Genomic DNA, 20069 nt, shown 5'->3' with positions numbered 1-20069 from the left:
GCGATGTGACGTCGGATACGCGGGCCAGCGCGCGTCCGGCGAGATGAAGCGACTAATTCGGCACCAATGGTCGTTGCCGTGCCGAGCGTGACGGCGGCGGGTGCCAACCCGCCGCCGTTTCCTCACGCATTCCGCAAATACGCCCTGCGTTGCCGCACCGCCTCCGCCAGCACGTCGAGCACCGGCTCCGTCTGCGACCAGCTCAAGCATGCATCGGTGATCGACACGCCGTACTTCAGCGGCACGCCCGGCTTCAGGTCCTGGCGCCCGGCCTCGAGATGGCTCTCGACCATCACGCCGACGATCCGCTGCTCGCCCTGCGACAGTTGCCGTGCGAGATCCTGCGCGACGTCGACCTGCCGGTCATGCGACTTGTTCGAATTCGCGTGCGAGCAGTCGACCATCACCTGCTCGCGCAGCCCGGCCTTGCGCAGCACCGCGCAACACGCGTCGACATGCTCGGCGTCGTAGTTCGGGCCGGTCTTGCCGCCGCGCAGGATCACGTGCGCGTCGTCGTTGCCGCGCGTCTCGAAGATCGCGGCCATCCCCATCTTCGTCATCCCCATGAACGCGTGGCTCGCAGCCGCGGCAACGATCGCGTCCGCCGCGACCTGCACGCCGCCGTCGGTGCCGTTCTTGAAGCCGATCGGGCAGCTAAGGCCCGACGCGAGCTGGCGATGGCTCTGGCTCTCGGTCGTGCGCGCGCCGATCGCGCCCCACGCGATCAGGTCGGCGATGTACTGCGGGCTCAGCAGGTCGAGGAATTCGGTCGATGCCGGCAGGCCGAGCGCATTGACGTCGAGTAGCAGTTGCCGCGCGGCACGCAGCCCTTCGTTGATGCGGAAGCTGCCGTCCAGGCGCGGATCGTTGATGTAGCCCTTCCAGCCGACCGTCGTGCGCGGCTTCTCGAAGTAGACGCGCATCGTGATCAGCAGGTCGTCCTTCAGCGCATCGGCGGCGACCTTCAGGCGGCGCGCGTAGTCAAGCGCCTGGTCGTGGTCGTGGATCGAGCACGGGCCGACGACGAGCAGCAGCCGGTCGTCGCGGCCGTGCAGGATGTCGCCGATCGCGCGGCGCGTATCCTCGACGAGCGTCTGCGTGCCGGCCGGCACCGGCAGCTCGTCCAGCAACAGTGCCGGCGAAATCAGCGGGCGCACGGCGCCGATACGGACGTCGTCGATGCGCGTGGTGTCCTGCGTCGCGTCGGCGCTGCCTACCTCGCGATCATGGGAAGGATTGTCGAGGTTCTGCATGGTGCTTCTCCGGGGGACGTCTGGAATGATGGGCAGGCTCGATTATGGCACCCGGAGACGGTGGCAGAAGGTTAAGGTGGCGGAACACGGGTGGCGGTGGCTGCGATCGCGCGACCGACGTCGAATCGTCGTCAAAAGAAGGGCGGCCCGCAAAAAGGTCGCCCGGTCATGCGTCAGGTCGTACGCCGCCGCGTCTAGTGCAGCGTCTCAGGCGCAAGGGAGTTGCTCGGCAGCAGCGACGTCAGCCAGCAATTGCTCGGCGCGGCTTTCCCGTTGAAGCGGTCGTAGAGCCAGGGCAGCATCCCGGCCACCCACGGCACGATCGCGCCCGCGTGTTCCAGCGGATACTCGGTGTACGTGACCGGCGTGCCGCTCGCGCAGAACTTCTGCGCCAGCGCACGCACGTCGTACGCGAGCATCACGCCGTCGCCCACCTGGCTGCTGAAGGTGCCGTCGAGCGCACCGGCCGTGCCCTGGCCGATGAACATCGGAATCGTCGGCGACGCGGCCAGGCCCGCATTCACCTTGTTCGCATACGTCACGTAGGCCGGGATGCTGTTGATGTCGTTCGCGTATTGCGGCTTGAACAGCGTGCCCCAGTGCAGCCCCGTGTACTTCGGCAGGATGTACGCGAGCGACTGGCTCTGGATGTCCTTGAACACGGCGACGCCCGTCTCGCTGAGATACGGCGTCAGGTCGAAGTCGTAGCCGCGCGACAGGCCGGCCAGCGCGGCCGCCGCGACGCCACCCCACACGATGCTGCCGTCGACGTAACGCAGGTTGTGCGCGGGATCCACCAGCACGCCGCCTTCCGCCGCGCCGACGAGCTGCTTGTTGACGTCGGGCGCATAGCTCGGCGCGAGCTGCGCGGCCCAGTTCGTCGCGATCGCGCCGCCGGAATAGCCGATCATCGCGACCTTGCTCGACGGATTCAGGCCGGTCGACGGTGTATTGAGCGCCGCGCGGATCGAATCGAGCGTCGTCATCCCGTATTCGGGGCCGGCCGCGAAGTCGGCCGTCTGGCCTTCCGTATCGGGCACGATGATGTTGTAGCCGAGCAGCAGCAGCGTCGACAGCGGAATCGATTCCGCGCTGTAGAGCAGCGTGCCGATGTTGATGACCTTGGTCACGTCGCGGTCGCCGGCGATCACCTGCGACGGCTCGTCGTACGGGTTCAGCGAATCGTAGGCCGACTGGTACGAGATGGCCTGGCCGTTGCTGACCTGACTGCGGATCACCGACGTCACGTTGACGACGGGCTGGTTCCGCGCGTCGTTGGTGCGGTACAGCAACTGCTGCGCGGTCACGGCCGTCGGGACGCCGGCCACGTGATAGGTGACGTTGCGCGTCTTCAGCACCGTGCCCGGTGGAATCGATGCCAGCGGCGTGCTGCCGGTGTACGTATAGAACGGATCGGGCACGGTCGGCGCGGCGGTGCCGGCCGACGGTGCGATGATGGCCAGCGCGGCGCACACGGCGGCCGCGACGGTCATGACTCGTCTGGAGGACATGGGTGGGGCCCCTGGGATAACCTGCTTTCATCGAAGGAAGTTCGGCGGTATTGCAGACCATCTCGCTTGCCGACTCAAATGCGCATCCGTGCCATCGACTGTCTCCTGTAAATGAATGATCCGGTTTGTTCTGAATATTCTGTTTTAGTAGGAGTACAAACCGGATTTCATTGAAGCACAGCGCGAACGCGTTCGATGCCGGTTTTCGATTGTTTGAAGGTAAACGTCTAAACCGTTGCCAGTCGGTGCGAACGCACCGGCCGTTCGGCCGACTGTTCGCGAGCCGCCGAAGTACCATACGATCATGGCTGTCCGGTAACGAAGCGGCCCGTCGCACGACGCACGGCCGCACCGTGCACCGCCTGCCCGCAACCGATCGTCCCTGCCCGACCGACACGCCACGATGACCGTATCCGAACTGCTCCGCGCCATCCGCCAACCCTACGCCGACCTGCTCGCGCATGCGGCCACGCAACCGTCAGTGATCGTCGAGCCGGCCTACCGGCAGGCCGACGGCACGCTCGCCACCGAAGGGCCGCTCGCACTGCCGTGCCGCGCCGACACCATCGCCGCCGAAGGCGAAGCGGCCGGCCAGCCCGTGATGATCGATTCGACCACGCAGCTGGATTTCGATCCGCTCGAGTTCGACCTCGAGACGGCGGCCGTGTCGATCCGCCCGTTCGTGTGGGACTGGGCCGTGGTCGAGGCCGACGGTCTCGACGAAAGCGCGGCCGCCGATGCGTTCAAGACGTGGTTCCTCGCGTGGTTCGATGTCGACGACGAGAACGATCCGGCCGAAGACGGGCTGCATGGCATCGTGCATTACCTGTCGGAACCGGTTCGCACGGAGCACGGGTGGCGCGTCAATGCGGATCTCGGTTCCGCGCCCGAAACGGCCGTCGAGGATCTGCTGTTCCGGCTCGTCGATGCGGGTGCGACGCGGATCAGTGTCGGTTAATATCGCTCGTCATCGGTAACCTACCCTCATGAAAAAACTCCTCGCCGCGCTGCTGCTATGCATCTCGTTGCCGGCACTCGCCACGGTTTCCACCGAAGTATTTTGCTTCAGGTCGGATGGCGACAAACCCGTGCGCTTCGAGATGCGTACCTACTACGACGATGCGGTCAAATGGTCGGGAGGCATGGTCCGGTACGTGAACGCGAAAACGGCACTCCCTCTGGTGATCGAACATGAAGAGGACGAAGTGCTCGCGGAAGATCGCCCACACCAGTACACGACCACCTGGGTCGAGTTGGTGGACGGCAGGATCAACGGGCGGTACGAAATGATGAGCCAGGGCGCGATGATCTATTCGATGACCTACACCTCCGCGCGCACCGGCAAGAAGACTTCGTTCGGTCGCGCACTGGATGTCGACGCGTCCGAGCAAACCGGGTGCCGCTGGTGATGCGCCCGTCGATCCGGATGGCTGCGGTACTGATCGCGCTGCACGCGGGCTTCGCTGATGGCGCGCCGCGCACGGTCTACGAAGGAACGCTGCAAGGTGCGGGCACCGTCGTGATGGAACTCGATACGCTGCCGGCCGCGGACGGCACGCTCTCTGGCCGCTATTTCTACGCGCAGTTCGGCGTCGACATTCCACTGCACGGCAAACCCGCGCAACTGGTCGAGCCGCTCGCGCGTACGCAATTGCCGGACAATGCGCGCGACTCATCGACATTCCACGAGCACGCCGATTTCGATCATGTCGCTGCAACCTGGCAGGGCACGCGGGACAAGGATGGTTATCGCGGCCGCTGGACCGACGCCCGCTCGGGCAACGTGCGCACCTTCACGTTGCGCCGCGTGGCCGAATACGATCCGGATGCAATCGCGCCCAGCCCGGTCGAGGAGATTACCGCGGTCTCCGCGGGCGGGGTCGGCAGCGGCATCGCCCGCGGCGCGGACATCGACATGAAGCATGCGCCTTATGTCACGCTGAAGCTGGCAGGGCACGCACGGCCGGCCGGTCGCGAAATCGGCGATGGCGCGGTCGCGTACCGGATGTGGCGCGATTCGCGTACGGTGTTCGCGTATCCGCGGCTGAGCCGCCACCCCGATCCGGCCGTAATGGCGCGCATCAACCATCTGCTCGAACAGAGGCACTGGCGGATGAATCTCGCGGCGCTTGAATGCGCGTCGACACGCTATACCGACGACGGGCCGGCCGCAGGAACGCTCGGCGGCTACGACGACGAGCAAGTGACGGTCACGTGGCTGTCGCACGCGGCGCTGAGCATCGTGGAATCGGGCAGCACGTTCTGCGGCGGCGCGTATCCGGACAATCACTACGATCCGGTCACGTTCGATCTGCTGCGCGGCGCGTACCTCGACTGGAATCACGTGATCGACTCGACAACGGCCGACAAGGACGGCGAATCGGCAACAAGCCCCGCGCTGGTGAATTTCATCACGCGGCTGCGCGACGGGGCGGCCCCGCGCAACCAGGCGACCGACGGCGAAGGCAACTCGCTGTCGTGTGCCGACGTATTCCCTCAATATCTGGCGTTTGAACTCGATGCCCCCGGCAAGCTGTCGTTCGTCGTATCCGGGATCGTCCACGCGGCGGGCGCCTGTCTCGGGCCGCAGCTCGACGCGCCGTTTGCGACGCTCGCACCGATCCTGAAATCGGGTGGTGCGCGCTATCTCGTGCCGGGCGTGAAACTGAAGTAGCGCGGCGGTGCGCGTGCACCGCCGTCATGGCATCAAGACGCTTCGCCCGGCGCGTCGACATCGATGCCGAGTTCGCTCGCCATCCGCTGAACCAGCGCACTCAGCCGTGCCACTTCGTCCGCGAGGCGCTTCTGCTCGGCCTTCAGTGCCTCGAACTCGGAAGGCGGCACCGAATCCGCGCCGCCGCCGGCCTCCGCGTTTGCGAAGTCGGCGATGTTCACTTCACCGCACATCAGGTGCATCCAGCGGTTCTCGCGGGCCCCCGGCGCACGCGGCAGCCGGACGACGAGCGCCTGCGCGCGCGCCGCGAGCTCATCGAGGAACGCCTCGACCGACGAGATATCCGCGAAGCCGTGCAGGCGTGCGCTGTTCAGGCGCAGCTCGGCGGCCGTCTGCGGGCCGCGCAGCAGCAGGATCGTCAGCAGCGCGATCGCCTGGCTCGGGATGCCGAGCACGCGGTTCATGTTGTGCTCGAAACGCGGCACGCGGCTGCTGCTGCCCTCCATCACGAGGCTCAGGTGCTTCAGCCCGTCGAGCGCGGTCGTGACTTCGTCCTCGCTGACGTTCATCACCGGTGCGCGCGCGGTTTTCTGGTTGCAGCCCGCGGTCAGCGCATTCAGCGATAGCGGATAAGTATCCGGCACCGTGTGCTGCTTCTCGACGAGCACCCCGAGAATGCGAGCCTCGAGGGGCGTGAGTTCGCGCAGGGCGCGTGGCGTGGGCATGTCCGGCGTGGTGTTCATGAGTAGCTTCGCAGCGTGCAGCGGGTGAAGGGAAACGGTCGCGGCCCGTCCGGCATCGCGCACGGGCGAGCCATATGATAGCTCGCGACGGGTAGCCCGGCACCGCTCTCCCCGCCGGCACGCGTACTTGCCGCAGCGGGCTTTCGTCCAACCTGTCGGCGCGCTCGATACCGCGCAGTGCCGCGCGGCGATGCGTGCGCGCATGCCCCGGCGTTTGCGCGATGCGCACGCCGGCGCTACGATGTGCGTTCCCCCCGATATCCGCGGCGCCGCGCGCGGCCGTCTTCACACGCCGATTCTACGCATCGCTCGTCCTGAACGTGCTGCCGCCGCGCATCCACGCCGCTCGTCAACACCGTTTACCCCTTCACCGGTTCACCGCCATGACTGCATCCTCTTCCGCGCCGCACGTACGCGCCATCGTCACCGGACACACGCGCGGCCTCGGCGCGTCGCTCGCCGAACAACTGTTGCTGGAAGGCGTCGCCGTGCTCGGCGTGTCGCGCAGCCGTCATCCGTCGCTCGCGTCGCAAGCCGGCGACCGCTTCTCCGAAGTCGAGATCGATCTGTCCGACTCCGCGGCCGTCGCAACCTGGCTGGCCGGCGACACACTGCGCCGCTTCGTCGACGGCGCGTCGCTCGTGCTGCTGTTCAACAACGCAGGCATCGTCGATCCGATCGGCCCGCTCGCCACGCAGGACCCGGCGATCGTCGCGCGCGCGGTCGGCCTGAACGTCGCGGCGCCGCTGATGCTGTCGGCCGCGCTCGCGCAAGCGGCAACGGCCACGACCGAATGCCGGATCCTGCACGTGTCGAGCGGCGCGGCGCGCAACGCATACGCGGGCTGGAGCATCTACTGCGCGACCAAGGCCGCACTCGATCACCATGCACGCGCGGTCGCGCTCGACGCGAACGGCACGCTGCGGATCTGCAGCGTCGCGCCCGGTGTCGTCGACACGGGTATGCAGGCGACGATCCGCTCGACCAGCGAAGACAACTTCCCGATGCGCGAGAAGTTCGACGAGTTGAAGTCGAGCGGCGCGCTCGCGACGCCCGCGGCAGCCGCACGGCAACTGATCGGCTATGCGCTGAGCGACGCGTTCGGCACCGAGCCGACAGCCGACGTGCGGAACCTGCCGGCCCGATAAGCCTCGGCGCGGCCCGTCACCCATCGAGCCGCTTCGTCCAGTCTTCGACCTGCCGCTCCGTCCGGCGCTTTTCAAGCATCCTGCGCCAGCCGGGCGGCAGCAGCGGCACGTCGCACAGCGCATCGAGCGCGGCCATGTCGAGCGTGCGCCGGTAGAGCACATCGAGCACCGCCGACAGCGGCCATTGCGGATACGGGCGCTCGTGCAGCACCAGCACATCGCCCGCCTCTACCCAGCCTTCGTGCAGCACGCGGTAATACCAGCCGGTGCGGCCGCTCTGCTGCACGAGCGCGGCCATCCGCGGATGGCCGAAGCGCGCGTTGAGCTTCCAGCACGGCTGCCGCGACTGCGTCACCTGAAGCACCGCGCCGCCCAGCGTGAACACGTCGCCGAGACAGACGTCGCACTCGGTCACGCCGTGCGTCGACAGGTTCTCGCCGAACGCGCCCGGCTGCGCGAGCACGTCGCGCACGCCGATCTGCCCGGACCACCACGCGTAGTGGTCATGTGCATAGTGGTGGACGGCCTTGTCGGGGCCACCGTGATGCCGTGCATCGGCCTGCTCGTCGCCGGCAAAGCCGAGCGTGCCCAGCCACACACGTGCATCGACCGGCTGCTTGTCGATCGCGCTCGCATGCGGCGTGCCGGGCAGCGGCCGGCTCGTGCCGACCCGCACCTCGGCGATGGCAGCCGCGATCGCCGGCCGTGCGCCTTCGCTCATGCCGTCACACCGTCCGGCAGTGCCGCGAGCAGGCGTTCGAGTTCGCGCGTGCGCGCGTCGCCCAGCGGCAGCAGCGGCTTCCTCGGCTCGCCGGCGTCGAAGCCGCGCAGCCGCAGCCCAGCCTTCACGGTCACCGGCAACCCGCCGTTGACGATGAACTGCAGCAACGGCAACTGCGCCTGAAATACCGACCTGGCGCGCATCAGGTCGCCCGTGCGCATCGCGTCGACCAGCGCGAGCGGCAACGCGGCATTGAGGTTCGGCGCGGCCGTGCACCATCCGGCCGCGCCGGCGGCCAGCGCCGCTAGCGCCATCGGGTTGCTGCCGTTGTAGAACGGGATCGTCCCGTCGCTCAACTGCGCGAGCCGGTGCATCCGGCCGATGTCGCCGGTGCTCTCCTTGACCATCGTCACGTTGTCGACGGTCCGGCAGATCGTCGCGATCAGGTCGGGCGACATGTCGACGCCGCTCGTCGCCGGGTTGTTGTACAGCATGATCGGGATGCCGATCGCATCGCCGATCGCGCGGTAGTGCGCGACGATCTCGTCGTTGCCGAGCTTCCAGTACGACACCGGCAGCACCATCACCGCATCGGCGCCGGCCTGCTCGGCGAAACGCGCACGGCGCACCGCGCCGGCCGTGGTGAGGTCGGAAATCCCGATGACGGTCGGCACGCGCCGGCGTACCGCGCGGATCGACGCGGTGGCGACCGCGTCCCATTCGGCGTCGGACAGGTACGCGCTCTCGCCGGTACTGCCCAGCGGCGCGATCGCGTGGACGCCGTCGGCAACGAGTCGCTCGATCAGCGCATCGAGCGCTTTCAGGTCGACGCCGCCGTCGGCGGAGAGCGGCGTAACCGGGTAGGCAATGATGCCTTGCAGCAGGACGGACACGATATGTATTCCTCAATGATTACCGGATGCAATCGAAACGAAGCACGCATTCACGCGACGCAGTCCCGATGCGTACGCAGCGCACGGCGCGCGTAATAGTCGAACGTCACCGCATCGCGCTTCGGCGTCGAGATCCAGTCATGCGCTTCGCGCGCCAGCGCCGGCGGCACCGGCTTGATCTCGCCGGCCGACATCGCGAGCAGCTGCAGCTTCGCGGCGCGCTCGATCAGCAGCGCGAGGATGCACGCTTCCTCGATCGTCTTGCCGACCACGAGCTGGCCGTGATGCGACAGCAGGATCGCGCGCTTGCTGCCCAGCGCCTTCGAGATGATCTCGCCCTCCTCGTTGCCGACCGGCACGCCCGGCCAGTCCTTCAGGAACGCGCAATCGTCGTACAGCGGGCAGGTGTCCATGTGCGACACGACGAGCGGCTGCTCGAGCATCGACAGTGCCGCGACATGCGCCGGATGCGTATGGATGATGCAGTTCACGTCCGGGCGCTCGCGATAGATCCACGTATGGAACCGGTTGGCCGGATTCGGGATGCCCTCGCCGTCGACCACGTCGAGATCCTCGTTGACATGCAGCAGGTTCGCGGCCGAAATCTCGTCGAACCCGAGCCCGAGCCGCTGCGTGTAATACGTGCCGGCGTCGCTCGCGCGGCAGGTGATCTGCCCGGCCAGCCCCGAGTCGTGGCCGGCATCGAACAGGATCCTGCACGTGAGCGCGAGCTTCTGCCGCGCGGTCCAGCCGCTGTCGCCCACCTCGTTCTCGAGCCGCCGCTCCGCCAGCGCGACCAGCGCTTCCTTCGTCAAGTTCAGCGTTTCCGCCATGTTCGCCTCCTGATTGGACCGGGTCTGCCGCGCCGTCCGCGGCCGTTTTCCGGCATCACGTGACACACAATACACCACAGGACACTTTGTGTCATGCGTTACAATCGGTTTTTCGAAGGACACCTGGCGCCCCATGACGATTCGCCTGAAGCTGCTCAGAAAACAGAAGGGCTGGACGCTCGATGTGCTGGCCGACGAGACGGGCCTCACCAAGAGCTACCTGTCGAAGGTCGAGCGCGGCCTGAGCGTGCCGTCGATCGCGGTCGCGCTGAAGCTGTCGAAGGCGCTGAACGTCGACGTCGAGCAGCTGTTCTCGGAAAGCCACAACCGCGAGCTGATCACGGTCACACGCGCCGGCGAGCGCACGGCGATGGGCGCGGCGGCCGACCGCCACGCGCACCGCTTCGAAAGCATCGCGGCCGGCGTCGCGCCGAAGAGGATGCTGCCGTTCGTCGTGCAGCCGCCGCACGAATTCGTGGCGTCGACGTTCCGCGAGCACGAAGGCGAGGAATTCCTGTTCGTGCACAAGGGGCGCGTCGAAATCGAATTTCCGAACGAGACGGTGCAACTCAAGACCGGCGATTCAGTCTATTTCAACGCACTCATCCCGCACCGCACGCGCAGCCTCGGCACCGCGCAGGCGGAGATCCTGGTCATCGTCAGTCACGACGACTAGCCTCGTCACTTCTTCGCGCAAGGACCCCCGATGGTCACCAAGGCCACCGCACCGTTCCAGCAGATCAAGACGCTCGTTCGCCAGAACGTCGAGTCCGGCGACTGGCGCCCCGGCGACCGCATTCCGTCGGAACTCGATCTCGCCGCGCAGTTCGGCGTCGCGCGCATGACGGTCAACCGCGCGCTGCGCGAGCTGACCGAGGAAGGCGTGCTGAAGCGCATCGCGGGCGTCGGCACCTTCGTCGCCGAGGTGAAGCCGCAGTCGAACCTGCTGATGATCGCGCATATCCGCGATGAAATCCGCGCACGCGGGCACGAATATCGCTGCCGCGTGCTGAGCCGGTCGAGCGAGCCCGCGTCGTTCGACGTCGCGGCCGCGTTCGGGCTGCCGGTCAATACACCGGTCTTTCATGTGGTGTGCGTGCACGAGGAGAACGGCCGCCCGATCCAGCTCGAGGACCGCTACGTGAACCCGGCCGCCGCGCCCGGCTTCATCGACCAGGATTTCCAGGCCGAGCCACCCTCCGAATACCTGTTCAACAACGTGTCGCACTACGAACTGGAAATCGAGCACGTCGTCGACGCGTCGCTGCCGACCGTCGAGCAGGCACGGCTGCTCGACATGCGCGCCGACGAGCCGTGCCTCACGCTCACGCGCCGCACCTGGACGGACGGGCTGCCCGTCACGTTCGTGCATTTCCTGCATCCGGGCAACCGTTACCGGCTCGGCTCGCGCTTCAAGCCGGGCGCGGGGCGTCACCCGACCTGACCTTTATCACCCGATCAAAGTGCACGGCGGCCGTTTCGTGCTGAAACGGCCGCCGCGTTCGTGACCTGCGTGGTTCAGATCGCGCGAGCCTGCCCCGCGCCACGCGACCATACGACCGGGAACAGCGGGTGGTCAAGCGGCGCGCCGTCGGCCAGTTGCTCAGCGAGCCCGGGGAATTCGGGCGACGTCTTCCAGCGGCGCGGTGCGTGGCGGATATCGTCGCCGACGAAGCGGATCGAGAACGCGCGCCGGCGGTTCTGCGTGCCGCCCGAGGCATGCAGCGTGAGCATCCGGAAGCAGACCATGTCGCCGGGTTCGAGCGCCCAGTGGCGAATCGGGAACGCCGCGCGGTCGGCTTCGATGTCCGGCAGGTCCGCCAGGCTGCCCTCCGGGAACCACTTCGCTTCCTTGTCCATGAACGTACGCGGCATCAGCCACGGCCCGCGATGCGAGCCCGCGACGAATTCCAGCGTCGATTCGAGCGGCACCGGATCGACCGGAATCCACATGCTGACGTTGTCGTCGCCTTCGATGTTGTAGTACGGCTGGTCCTGGTGCCATGGCGTGCGCTGCCGCGTGCCGGGCTCCTTCACGAGCAGGTGGTCGTGATGCAGCCGTACGTTCTCGGTCCCCATCAGCGCGGCGGCGACCGACGGCGCCGGCGAGCGCACGATGAAATCGCGATACGCGTCGTTGTGCTGCCAGTTGCAGAAATCCTCGAAGAACCAGCCGGGATCGTCGGGCCGGCTCGCCACTTTCGCGCGCTCGCTCGGCTGCGCGAGATTCGCGTCGATGCCGGCCCGCAGCGCGGCCACTTCGTCGGGTGAAAAGATGCCCTTGATGCAGACCGCCCCTTCTTCGCGGAACGCGGCGATCAGTTCGGGCGTCACGGCTTGCGCGACGCGGTCCTGGATACTCGTCATGGTGTGCCTGTCGATGGAATGAGTCACGGAATCACGGTGCCGAAGTCAGCTGCTGTTTCGTGCCGTAGATGTCGAAGTCGAAGTATTTCGCGGCGATCTTCTGGTACGTGCCGTTCGCGCGGATCGCGACGATCGCGTCGTTCAGCCGCTTCTTCATGTCGGCGTCGCCCTTGCGCACGCCCATCGCGACACCGTAGCCGGTGATGCGCACGTCGGTCACGTCGGGGCCTGCGAACGCATAGCCTTTGCCGCGCGGGGTCTTCAGGAACGAGTAGCCGGCCTGCGTCTTGTCCTGGAAGGTCGCGTCGAGGCGGCCGTTGACGAGATCCTGGTACACCTGGTCCTGGTTCTGGTACGAGACGATCGTCACGCCCTTGGTCGCCCATTCGGCCTTCGCGTAGGCCTCCTGCGTCGTGCCCTGGTCGATCCCGATGCGCTTGCCCGCGAGCGACGCGGCGGTCGGCAGCAGTTTCGAGCCGGCCGGCGCGACGAGCGCGCCCGGCGACGCATACAGCTTGTTCGAGAAGTCGATCTGCTTGAGCCGCTCGTCGGTGGCCGTCATCGCGGACATGATCACGTCGAACTTGCGCGCACGCAGCGCCGGAATCATCCCGTCGAAGCCCTGCTCGACCCACACGCATTTCGCATGCAGCTGCTCGCAGATCGCATTGCGCAGGTCGATGTCGAAGCCGGCGAGCGAGCCGTCGGGCTGTTTCGCCTCGAACGGCGGATAGGTGGGGTCGATACCCCAGCGGATCGTCGACGTGTCCTGCGCGAACGTCACGAGCGGCGCGAACGCCAGCGTGGAAACGAGGAGCTTTGCAGTGCGGTTCATGGCGTGTCCTTGAAAGTCTCGACGCGGCGGGCGACGCCGGCGTCCGGTGGAGGCGCCGCGCCGGGATGCCGGCGCGGGGCGCGAAAGACGGGGGACTTCGATGAAACTGCGATGCAGTCTAGACCGCTTGATTTTCGAGCGCAAGCGGGTGGACGAGGGCGTCCGGCAGATTGGCGGGAGATGGAGACCGGGAAGGCGGGATCGCGCTTGATTGTGGGTTTTTTTGCGGGATTTTTGGGTGTTTACCCTGCGCGACGTGCATCCGCGACAGCGCGCGTTTTTCCGGATGTTCGCTGCGTTAGGATGCCTATACCGGAAACCACGGCGATACGTCACCCGATGTTCCTTGCGCCGCATGGGCGATGCGTCCTATACCGCGATCGTTTTTTTTGGCGACGATAGTTCACCTCAAGATGTAAAATATACCTTACATCGTAAAGCACTGAATCCTCGTCAGGAGGTCGCCATGCAACTCTATGAAATCGGTCAGGCCGTCGCGAAACGGCGTGCCGAACTCGACCTCACGCAGGCGCAACTTGCCAAGCTTGCCGGGTTGTCTCGTCTCACCGTGAATCAGCTCGAATCCGGCAAGGTCAAGGACCTCGGCATCAACAAGCTGATCCCGTTGCTGAGCGTGCTCGGTATCGAACTGCTGGCGCTTCCGCGGCAGGCTCAAAACGGTCTCTACAAAGCCGTCGTGAGCGCGAACGTCAGCTACAAGGGCGAACTGACCGAACGACTGCTGGCTGATGCATTGACCACAGGACGGATTCCGGAGGGATTTGAATCACAGTTTTCCGTCATCCTCGATGAGGTGCCGCTGCCTGTCGTGGTGAAGGCGGCCGAGGAGGCTGCCGAGCGCTCGGGTACTCCGCTGCGGTCCATCTGGAAAAATCTTGCCGCTTGGTCGAAGGACCTTCATCTGTATCGGGAGGTATGGGCATGACCTCACCATCCACGTTGCCCGACGGCCCGTGGCAAGGCCTTTTTCGCCACGCACTGACACTGATCGACGAGATACGGAAACATGGCACGTCGAATCCGTTCTGGACATTTGGCGGAGGCACCGTCCTGATGCTGCGCCACGGCCATCGCGTCAGCAAAGACGTCGACATCTTCGTACCCGATCCGCAGTATCTCGGGTACGTGAATCCCCGCATCAGTGACGCGGCGTCCGACATCACGTCGAACTACGAGGAACACGCGGGGTTCGTGAAGCTGGTGCTGCCGGACGGCGAAATCGATTTCGTGGTCTCCCGTAATCTGACGTCGCCCGGCTACGACGAATGGATGCTGATGGATCGCGTCGTCAAGGTCGAGACTTCCGCGGAAATCGTCGCCAAGAAAATGTGGCACCGCGGCGATCGTCCGACCGCGCGGGACCTGTTCGATCTGTGCCTGGTCATCGAGCGGGAACCGGAAAGCCTGAAGGAAGCCGGTGCGTTCCTCGTTCGGCATCGCGACACGTTTCTGCGTCTGCTCAAAGAGCATCGCGCCTTCGTACAACCGCGCTTCGACGACATCCGGACACTCGGCTACACGCCGTCGTTCGACTATTGTGTTGAACTCGCCGAAGCATTCCTGCGAAAACTTCCCGGTGGGGCACCCGAATCAAAATCTCGCCGCCGCTAAACCCCCACCGCGCCACCGCCGCCACCAGCACCCGCTCGATCGCGCCGCACCCACGCTGCCGTGCATGCCGCAGCGGCATCACACCGTTCGAATCGGCCAGATCGACGTTCGCGTGCCCGTCGACGAGCAACTTCACGATCCGCACATAACGCTCGCTGACGTCGCCGAGCATGATCGCCTCCAGCTGCACGGTCCAGCCGAGCAGGTTCACGTGGTCGACGTTCACGCCCGCGTCGAGCAGCGTACGCGAACGTCATCCGCGGAACGTCGTCATGCGCTTCAAAGGCGCCCCGCGAGACCTCGCCCAGTCCGGCAAAACCGCGATTGTCCACGGCGTCCTGCCATGTTAAAAGTCGTCGCACGCATTTGAAAATGAAATGCTCGAATCCGCAAAAGTGCAGAAATGAATAGACCCCTGTTCGACCTCGACCTGTTGCGTGCGCTCGTGATGGTCGCCGACTGCGGCAGCTTCACGACGGCCTCCGCGCGCCTGCATTCGACGCAGTCGACGGTCAGCCAGAAGGTGCGCCGGCTCGAGGAAATCGCCGGCCACCGCCTGCTCGACCGCGGCACGCGCGACGTCCGTCCGACCGACGCGGGCGTGACGGTGCTCAGCTATGCGCGGCGCATGCTCGCGCTGAACGACGAAATGCTGGAAGCGCTGTCGGGCGCGACGGTCGCACTGACGATCCGGCTCGGCGTGCCCGACGATTTCGCGGCGGGCCGCACGACGCATGCGCTCGCCGCATTCAAGCGCGAGCATCCACAGGTCAAGCTCGAAGTGACGTGCGGGCTGAGCCGCGACATCAGCGCCGCCTACGATCGCGGCGAACTCGATCTCGTCTTGATCAAGCAGCGGCGCGACAGCCGCGAGGCCGTCGCGCGCTGGCCCGAGAAGCTGCGCTGGATCGACAGCGCGAAGCATCCGTCGATCGATCTCGACCCGGTGCCGATCGTCGTGTTTCCGCCGCGCGGGCTTTACCGCGACGACATGATCAAGGCGATCGAGGAGCGCGGCCGCCGCTGGCGGATCAGTTTCACGACGTCGAGCCTGAGCGGCATCCAGGCGGCCGTCGCGGACGGGCTCGGCATCAGCGTGCTGCCTGCGCGCGTGGTCACCGACGAGCACGTCGTGCTGACCGCGAAGCAGGGTTTCGCGCCGATCGAGCACATGGACATCGCGATCCTGCACCGGCCGACGGCCGACCCGATGGTCAGCGAGCTGACGAAGACGCTGGCCGCGATGCTGGAGCTCGAGCGTCAGTAGGCAACAGCGAAGCGGGTTTCATTCGGCAACAGGGAGCGGGGAACGGGGCGCGGCGTGCTGCGCCCCGCGCGCATCAGAACATCGTGTTGCCGTTCGCGGCCTGCTCGGGCACCGGCTGGTTGACGTCCCAGTGCTCGACGATCTTGCCGTTTTCCAGCTTGAAGATGTCCATGATCGCGCTGCCGCGTGTGCCGGGTTCACGCACCGCGTGCACGTGCAGGATCACGTAGTCGCCGTCGACGAACGAGCGCTTGATCTCGCTGTGCGACTGCGGATATTTGTCGCGCAGAAAGGCGACGAACTTGCGAAAGCCGTCGCGGCCGTCGGCCGCGTTCGGATTGTGCTGCACGTAGCGATCGCCGACATACGCGAGCGCGGCGTCGGCGTCCTTCTCGTTCAGGCCTTTCTCGTAGAACGCGAGCACCGCGCGCCGGTTCGCTTCCTGCTGCGCGTCGGCCGGGCCGGCCGCCACCGCATGCGCGGCCGTCACGGCGAACAGGGCCGCCGCCATCCATCGTGCGGCCCGTGCCGCTGTCGTGCGTCGCATCGTCGTCTCCCGGAAATCCGGCTGAAAACCGGATCATACCGGGGCGATGCCGCGCTCAGACCAGTGCGCCGTTGCGCGCGACGATCTTCCCCGACGACACGACGAGACGCCGCGCCGGCCGCGCGACGACGGCTTCGGCGAACGTCAGCGCATCGACGAGCACGACGTCCGCGCGGCTGCCCGGCTCCAGCCCGTAAGCCGCGAAACCGCAACCGCGCGCCGCGCTGTGCGTCACGCAGTCGAGCGCGACTTCGAGCGCATCGTCGCGGCGGAAGTCGTTGCGCATGCCGATCAGCATCGCGCGTTCGAGCATGTCGGGCGAGCCGTACGGCGTCCACGTATCGCGCACGCCGTCGTTGCCGCCGATCACGGTCACGCCGGCCGCGCGGCATGCTGCCACCGGCGGTACCGGCACCGCCGCCGGCGCGGTCGTGACGATCGCCACGCCGAGCTCGGCCATCCGCGCGAGCAGCGCGTCGCGCTCGCGTTCGGCGATATCGCCGAGACAGAAGCCGTGGCTGATCGTGACCTTCCCCTGCATGCCGAGCGCGGCCGTGCGCTGCAGGATCAGGTCGAGCGAGTACGCGCCCATCGACGCGCGCTCGTGCAGGTGGATGTCGAGCCCGCGGCCGTGGCGCTCGGCGATCGCGAACAGCACGTCCACCGCCTCGACCGGATCGCCTTCGATCGCGCACGGATCGAGCCCGCCGAGCAGGTCGGCGCCCGCGTCGAGCGCGTCGGACAGCAGCGCATCGGTGCCCGGCCGCTTGAGCACGCCCGATTGCGGAAACGCGACGATCTGGATCTCGACCTGCCCGCGCAGCGTCTCGCGCGTCGCGAGCACGCCGTGCAGATGGCGCAGCCCGGCTTCGGTGTCGACGTCGACGTGCGTGCGGATGCGCGTCGTGCCGGCCGCGAGGAATGCGCGTGCGAGCGCGAGCGATGCGGCGCCCGCGTCGTGGCCGCTGGTCGCGCGATAGTGGCGCTCGTTCTCGATGCGGTCGACGAGGCGCGGCCCGACCTGGTTGCGATACCACGGCATCCCCCAGTGCGTCTTGTCGAGGTGCGTGTGGCCTTCGACGAGGCCAGGCAGCGCAAGCGCGCCCGCGCCGTCCTCGATCGTGCAGCCGGCGGGCGCGTCGAGCGACGGGCCGACACGCGCGATGCGGTCGCCTTCGATCAGGAGGTCGAGCGCAGTATCGGCGCTCGTGCGGACGTTGCGGATCAGCAGGTTCGTCATGTCGGTTCCGGTGGGGTCGGTCAGTGCGAAGCGCGCACGGCGCATGCCGCGCCGCCGGTCGGTGAATCAGCGCGTGAAGCGCAGCGACGGCGCAAACGGCGCACGCGTATCGCTTTCGCCGCGACGGAATACCCAGCGCTCGGCCGGCACGCCCGCGACGGCCGCCGCCGCGTTCGGCGCACGCACCGCGACGAAGCTCGCGTCGCAGCCGACCGCGATGCCGTAGCGTTCCTTGCCGATCGCGCGTGCGCCGGCATGCGTCGCAATGTCGAGGGCGATGCCGAGCGCTTCGTCGGTGTAGAAGCCCGACCGGTAGCCGACCATCATCGCACGCTGCAGCATGTCGCCGTTGCCGTACGGCCACCACGCGTCGCGAATGTTGTCGTTGCCCGCGAACACGTGCACGCCCGCGTCGCGCAGTTGCCGTACCGGCGGGAACGCGCAATCGCCCGGCGCATTCGTCAGGATCGACACGCCGGCTTCGGCGAGTGCAGCCGCGGTGCGCTGCAAGTCGTCATCGCTCACCTGGCCGAGCGCATACGCATGGCTCACGTTCACACGCCCGCCGAGCCCGGCCGCACGCGTGCGCGCCGCGATCCGCAGCAATTGCGCGATGCCGGTTTCGCCCGGCTCGTGCAGGTGAATGTCGATCTTCGCGCCGCGCTTCTCGGCGATGCCGAACACGATGTCGAGCTGGCCGTCCGCATCGCCGTCGAGCGTCGTCGGGTCGATCCCGCCGACCACGTCCGCGCCTTCGCGCACGGCTGCATCGAGAATCTCGGCCGTACCCGGGCACGTCACGACGCCGGCCTGCGGAAACGCGACCAGTTCGATGTCGACGATCCCGCGCCATTGTTCGCGCGCGGCCATCACGGCCTGCAGGTTCGACAGGCCCGTCGTCGCATCGACGTCGACGTGGCTGCGCATCGCGATCGTGCCGAACGCGGCGGCCTGCGCGATCAGCGCGTTCGCACGCTCGACGATCGGCGGCGCGGCGGCGAGCTGGCGCTTCTCGACCGCGAGCCGCTCGCGCAGCGAGCCGGCCGATTCGTGCGGCACCCAGCGATCGCCGACGAAGCTCTTGTCGAGGTGGATGTGGCCGTCGACGAAACCGGGCAGCACGACGCAGCCGCCGAGGTCGATCGTCTGCGCGCCGGGCGCGGCTGCGCAGTCGGCGCCGATCGCGGCGAAGCGGCCGTCACGGACGACGAGGTTGACGGGCTGGCCGCCGGCATCGACGGCGTTGATGAAGAGTCGTTCGGTCATGGCTTGGAATATGGGCGGTCGCTGCGCGACACCGGCGCGGACAGGGGAAGGAACCGCAGCCGGCGCGGCGCGACCGTTGGCAGGGAATCCGGCCACGATATCGGACGCTGTCGCCCGAGGCCAATTAAATGTCGCGATGCCGCGCATTCGATTTCGCGATGCGCGGCGCACATTCCCGCCGGGCCTGGCGCGACGACGGGGCTCGATCGCCGGGGAGAAGACGGCAATGCCGCCTGAAACACGTGGGCCGCGTCACCGTCACACGGCTGGCCGGAAACCGCCGCGCGCCCTTGCCGGGCATGGCCGGAACGGCCCATCCGCGCGGCGATTTACGCGGCAACAGACTTTACACGTTGTTACCCGGCCGCACCGGACGCGCATCCGGCCATTCCTTATACTCACGCCGAGTTCGCCACCCTTGACGGGAATCCATCGGCGAACACGTTGCCGATGCAGGAAACATCATGATGCGCATGCCTTCCACGAAGACCGTTCTGTTCGCCTCGCTCGTCGCCGTGGCGGCGCTTCCGCTGACCGCCTGTGTCGCGCCCGGCTACTACGGCGCGCAACCGGGCTATCCGCAGCAGCAATACGCGACGCCCGGCTACGCGCAGCCCGCGTACTCGCAACCGGGCTACGTGCAGCAGCAGCCGGCCTACCCGAACCAGGCGCCGCAGCCGTACGATCAATACGGCAACCAGCCGCAGTACGGATCGCAACCGTATGACCAGTACGGCAATCAGCAACAGCAATACGCGACCCCGTACGGCACGCAGTACGGCACCGTGTCGAACATCCAGCCGGTCAACGGCTCGGTCGGCCCGTCGGGCGTGGCCGGCACCGTCGTCGGTGCGCTGGTCGGCGGCCTGGTGGGCAACCAGTTCGGCCGCGGCCATGGCCGCGATGCGGCAACCGTGATCGGCGCGCTCGGCGGTGCGGTCGCGGGCAACCAGATCGGCCAGCAGATGGGCGCCGCGCAAGGCCCGAGCAGCTACCGGATCGACGTGCAGGTCAGCGACGGCTCGATGCGCTCGTTCGACGTGCAGTCGCCGGGCAACCTGCGTCCGGGCGACCGCGTGCAGATCAACGGCAATCAGCTGTCGCGCTATTGATCGATGCCCGTTGCGTGCGCGTGACCT

Annotated in this window: 21 protein-coding genes; 10 read left to right on the top strand and 11 right to left on the bottom strand. The window is 67.0% G+C overall.

The window, feature by feature from the left end; translation table 11 throughout:
- Positions 1–122 precede the first annotated feature (122 nt).
- A complete protein-coding gene (locus AC5LXX_RS16755; RefSeq protein WP_493412319.1) occupies positions 123–1253 on the bottom strand; it encodes a 3-deoxy-7-phosphoheptulonate synthase in 1131 nt (376 codons plus the stop codon).
- A gap of 194 nt (positions 1254–1447) precedes the next feature.
- Entirely contained in the window at positions 1448–2764 is a 1317-nt protein-coding gene (locus AC5LXX_RS16750; RefSeq protein WP_493412318.1) for a lipase family protein, read from the bottom strand.
- A gap of 403 nt (positions 2765–3167) precedes the next feature.
- On the opposite strand from AC5LXX_RS16750, the gene AC5LXX_RS16745 reads away from it, so the two are divergent.
- Genes AC5LXX_RS16745 through AC5LXX_RS16735 form a run of 3 tightly spaced genes read left to right on the top strand, consistent with a single transcriptional unit; the run spans position 3168 to position 5438 of the window.
- On the top strand, positions 3168–3722 hold the full coding sequence (locus AC5LXX_RS16745; protein ID WP_493412317.1) for a hypothetical protein: 555 nt from the start codon (positions 3168–3170) through the stop codon (positions 3720–3722).
- Positions 3723–3750: 28 nt separating this feature from the next.
- Entirely contained in the window at positions 3751–4173 is a 423-nt protein-coding gene (locus AC5LXX_RS16740) for a hypothetical protein (RefSeq protein ID WP_493412316.1), read from the top strand.
- Positions 4173–5438, top strand: coding sequence for a hypothetical protein (locus AC5LXX_RS16735; protein WP_493413450.1), 1266 nt, complete (start codon positions 4173–4175; stop codon positions 5436–5438). The genes AC5LXX_RS16740 and AC5LXX_RS16735 overlap by 1 nt, the downstream gene beginning before the upstream one ends.
- A 32-nt stretch (positions 5439–5470) precedes the next feature.
- On the opposite strand, the gene AC5LXX_RS16730 is transcribed toward AC5LXX_RS16735, so the two are convergent.
- Positions 5471–6181: a YceH family protein gene (locus AC5LXX_RS16730; protein WP_493412315.1), complete on the bottom strand. Its 711-nt coding sequence runs from the start codon at positions 6179–6181 to the stop codon at positions 5471–5473.
- Between the two features lie 383 nt (positions 6182–6564).
- On the opposite strand from AC5LXX_RS16730, the gene AC5LXX_RS16725 reads away from it, so the two are divergent.
- Positions 6565–7329, top strand: a complete 765-nt coding sequence (locus tag AC5LXX_RS16725) for an SDR family oxidoreductase (protein ID WP_493412314.1) — start codon at positions 6565–6567, stop codon at positions 7327–7329.
- Positions 7330–7345: 16 nt separating this feature from the next.
- Here AC5LXX_RS16725 and AC5LXX_RS16720 read toward each other — a convergent pair whose 3' ends face one another.
- Genes AC5LXX_RS16720 through AC5LXX_RS16710 form a run of 3 tightly spaced genes read right to left on the bottom strand, consistent with a single transcriptional unit; the run spans position 7346 to position 9776 of the window.
- A complete protein-coding gene (locus AC5LXX_RS16720; protein ID WP_493412313.1) occupies positions 7346–8050 on the bottom strand; it encodes an MOSC domain-containing protein in 705 nt (234 codons plus the stop codon).
- Positions 8047–8943, bottom strand: a complete 897-nt coding sequence (locus AC5LXX_RS16715; protein WP_493412312.1) for a dihydrodipicolinate synthase family protein — start codon at positions 8941–8943, stop codon at positions 8047–8049. Before AC5LXX_RS16715 ends, AC5LXX_RS16720 begins: the two co-directional genes overlap by 4 nt.
- A 50-nt stretch (positions 8944–8993) precedes the next feature.
- The gene (locus AC5LXX_RS16710) at positions 8994–9776 is read right to left on the bottom strand and encodes an aldolase (RefSeq protein ID WP_493412311.1); all 783 of its coding nucleotides are present in this window, start codon (positions 9774–9776) and stop codon (positions 8994–8996) included.
- 133 nt (positions 9777–9909) lie between these two features.
- On the opposite strand from AC5LXX_RS16710, the gene AC5LXX_RS16705 reads away from it, so the two are divergent.
- The gene (locus tag AC5LXX_RS16705) at positions 9910–10452 is read left to right on the top strand and encodes a helix-turn-helix domain-containing protein (protein WP_493412310.1); all 543 of its coding nucleotides are present in this window, start codon (positions 9910–9912) and stop codon (positions 10450–10452) included.
- A gap of 30 nt (positions 10453–10482) precedes the next feature.
- On the top strand, positions 10483–11220 hold the full coding sequence (gene hutC, locus AC5LXX_RS16700) for a histidine utilization transcriptional repressor HutC (protein WP_124450826.1): 738 nt from the start codon (positions 10483–10485) through the stop codon (positions 11218–11220).
- A 74-nt stretch (positions 11221–11294) separates the two neighbouring features.
- On the opposite strand, the gene AC5LXX_RS16695 is transcribed toward hutC, so the two are convergent.
- Both AC5LXX_RS16695 and AC5LXX_RS16690 read right to left on the bottom strand, forming a co-directional pair.
- Complete coding sequence (locus AC5LXX_RS16695) at positions 11295–12143, bottom strand: phytanoyl-CoA dioxygenase family protein (RefSeq protein ID WP_493412309.1); 849 nt, start codon at positions 12141–12143, stop codon at positions 11295–11297.
- Between the two features lie 31 nt (positions 12144–12174).
- Complete coding sequence (locus tag AC5LXX_RS16690) at positions 12175–12978, bottom strand: ABC transporter substrate-binding protein (RefSeq protein ID WP_493412308.1); 804 nt, start codon at positions 12976–12978, stop codon at positions 12175–12177.
- A gap of 466 nt (positions 12979–13444) precedes the next feature.
- Here AC5LXX_RS16690 and AC5LXX_RS16685 point away from each other — a divergent pair, with 466 nt between their 5' ends.
- From AC5LXX_RS16685 to AC5LXX_RS16675, 3 genes are all read left to right on the top strand, one after another.
- A complete protein-coding gene (locus AC5LXX_RS16685) occupies positions 13445–13924 on the top strand; it encodes a helix-turn-helix domain-containing protein (RefSeq protein ID WP_493412307.1) in 480 nt (159 codons plus the stop codon).
- Positions 13921–14610, top strand: coding sequence for a nucleotidyl transferase AbiEii/AbiGii toxin family protein (locus tag AC5LXX_RS16680; RefSeq protein ID WP_493412306.1), 690 nt, complete (start codon positions 13921–13923; stop codon positions 14608–14610). Before AC5LXX_RS16685 ends, AC5LXX_RS16680 begins: the two co-directional genes overlap by 4 nt.
- Before the next feature lie 403 nt (positions 14611–15013).
- On the top strand, positions 15014–15877 hold the full coding sequence (locus AC5LXX_RS16675) for a LysR family transcriptional regulator (protein WP_124450814.1): 864 nt from the start codon (positions 15014–15016) through the stop codon (positions 15875–15877).
- Between the two features lie 73 nt (positions 15878–15950).
- Here AC5LXX_RS16675 and AC5LXX_RS16670 read toward each other — a convergent pair whose 3' ends face one another.
- From AC5LXX_RS16670 to AC5LXX_RS16660, 3 genes are all read right to left on the bottom strand, one after another.
- Positions 15951–16424: a nuclear transport factor 2 family protein gene (locus AC5LXX_RS16670; protein ID WP_493412305.1), complete on the bottom strand. Its 474-nt coding sequence runs from the start codon at positions 16422–16424 to the stop codon at positions 15951–15953.
- Between the two features lie 55 nt (positions 16425–16479).
- Positions 16480–17664, bottom strand: a complete 1185-nt coding sequence (locus AC5LXX_RS16665; protein ID WP_493412304.1) for an amidohydrolase family protein — start codon at positions 17662–17664, stop codon at positions 16480–16482.
- A 66-nt stretch (positions 17665–17730) separates the two neighbouring features.
- Positions 17731–18930 (bottom strand): amidohydrolase family protein, encoded by a 1200-nt coding sequence (locus AC5LXX_RS16660; RefSeq protein ID WP_493412303.1) that lies wholly within the window; start codon positions 18928–18930, stop codon positions 17731–17733.
- A 464-nt stretch (positions 18931–19394) separates the two neighbouring features.
- Here AC5LXX_RS16660 and AC5LXX_RS16655 point away from each other — a divergent pair, with 464 nt between their 5' ends.
- A complete protein-coding gene (locus AC5LXX_RS16655; protein WP_493412302.1) occupies positions 19395–20042 on the top strand; it encodes an outer membrane lipoprotein in 648 nt (215 codons plus the stop codon).
- Positions 20043–20069: the final 27 nt, after the last annotated feature.

Source organism: Burkholderia torrens, from assembly GCF_984668525.1.
This window is presented reverse-complemented; position numbering and strand designations above follow the sequence as displayed.

Excerpts from the sequence above, each read along its gene's own strand:
- AC5LXX_RS16740 (WP_493412316.1), top strand. The coding sequence starts at position 3,751 with ATGAAAAAACTCCTCGCCGCGCTGCTGCTATGCATCTCGTTGCCGGCA.
- AC5LXX_RS16730 (WP_493412315.1), bottom strand. The coding sequence starts at position 6,181 with ATGAACACCACGCCGGACATGCCCACGCCACGCGCCCTGCGCGAACTC.
- AC5LXX_RS16695 (WP_493412309.1), bottom strand. The coding sequence starts at position 12,143 with ATGACGAGTATCCAGGACCGCGTCGCGCAAGCCGTGACGCCCGAACTG.
- AC5LXX_RS16710 (WP_493412311.1), bottom strand. The coding sequence starts at position 9,776 with ATGGCGGAAACGCTGAACTTGACGAAGGAAGCGCTGGTCGCGCTGGCG.
- AC5LXX_RS16735 (WP_493413450.1), top strand. The coding sequence starts at position 4,173 with ATGCGCCCGTCGATCCGGATGGCTGCGGTACTGATCGCGCTGCACGCG.
- AC5LXX_RS16750 (WP_493412318.1), bottom strand. The coding sequence starts at position 2,764 with ATGTCCTCCAGACGAGTCATGACCGTCGCGGCCGCCGTGTGCGCCGCG.
- AC5LXX_RS16690 (WP_493412308.1), bottom strand. The coding sequence starts at position 12,978 with ATGAACCGCACTGCAAAGCTCCTCGTTTCCACGCTGGCGTTCGCGCCG.
- AC5LXX_RS16725 (WP_493412314.1), top strand. The coding sequence starts at position 6,565 with ATGACTGCATCCTCTTCCGCGCCGCACGTACGCGCCATCGTCACCGGA.
- AC5LXX_RS16705 (WP_493412310.1), top strand. The coding sequence starts at position 9,910 with ATGACGATTCGCCTGAAGCTGCTCAGAAAACAGAAGGGCTGGACGCTC.
- AC5LXX_RS16720 (WP_493412313.1), bottom strand. The coding sequence starts at position 8,050 with ATGAGCGAAGGCGCACGGCCGGCGATCGCGGCTGCCATCGCCGAGGTG.
- AC5LXX_RS16655 (WP_493412302.1), top strand. The coding sequence starts at position 19,395 with ATGATGCGCATGCCTTCCACGAAGACCGTTCTGTTCGCCTCGCTCGTC.
- AC5LXX_RS16665 (WP_493412304.1), bottom strand. The coding sequence starts at position 17,664 with ATGACGAACCTGCTGATCCGCAACGTCCGCACGAGCGCCGATACTGCG.
- AC5LXX_RS16745 (WP_493412317.1), top strand. The coding sequence starts at position 3,168 with ATGACCGTATCCGAACTGCTCCGCGCCATCCGCCAACCCTACGCCGAC.
- AC5LXX_RS16670 (WP_493412305.1), bottom strand. The coding sequence starts at position 16,424 with ATGCGACGCACGACAGCGGCACGGGCCGCACGATGGATGGCGGCGGCC.
- hutC (WP_124450826.1), top strand. The coding sequence starts at position 10,483 with ATGGTCACCAAGGCCACCGCACCGTTCCAGCAGATCAAGACGCTCGTT.
- AC5LXX_RS16660 (WP_493412303.1), bottom strand. The coding sequence starts at position 18,930 with ATGACCGAACGACTCTTCATCAACGCCGTCGATGCCGGCGGCCAGCCC.
- AC5LXX_RS16685 (WP_493412307.1), top strand. The coding sequence starts at position 13,445 with ATGCAACTCTATGAAATCGGTCAGGCCGTCGCGAAACGGCGTGCCGAA.
- AC5LXX_RS16675 (WP_124450814.1), top strand. The coding sequence starts at position 15,014 with ATGAATAGACCCCTGTTCGACCTCGACCTGTTGCGTGCGCTCGTGATG.
- AC5LXX_RS16680 (WP_493412306.1), top strand. The coding sequence starts at position 13,921 with ATGACCTCACCATCCACGTTGCCCGACGGCCCGTGGCAAGGCCTTTTT.
- AC5LXX_RS16755 (WP_493412319.1), bottom strand. The coding sequence starts at position 1,253 with ATGCAGAACCTCGACAATCCTTCCCATGATCGCGAGGTAGGCAGCGCC.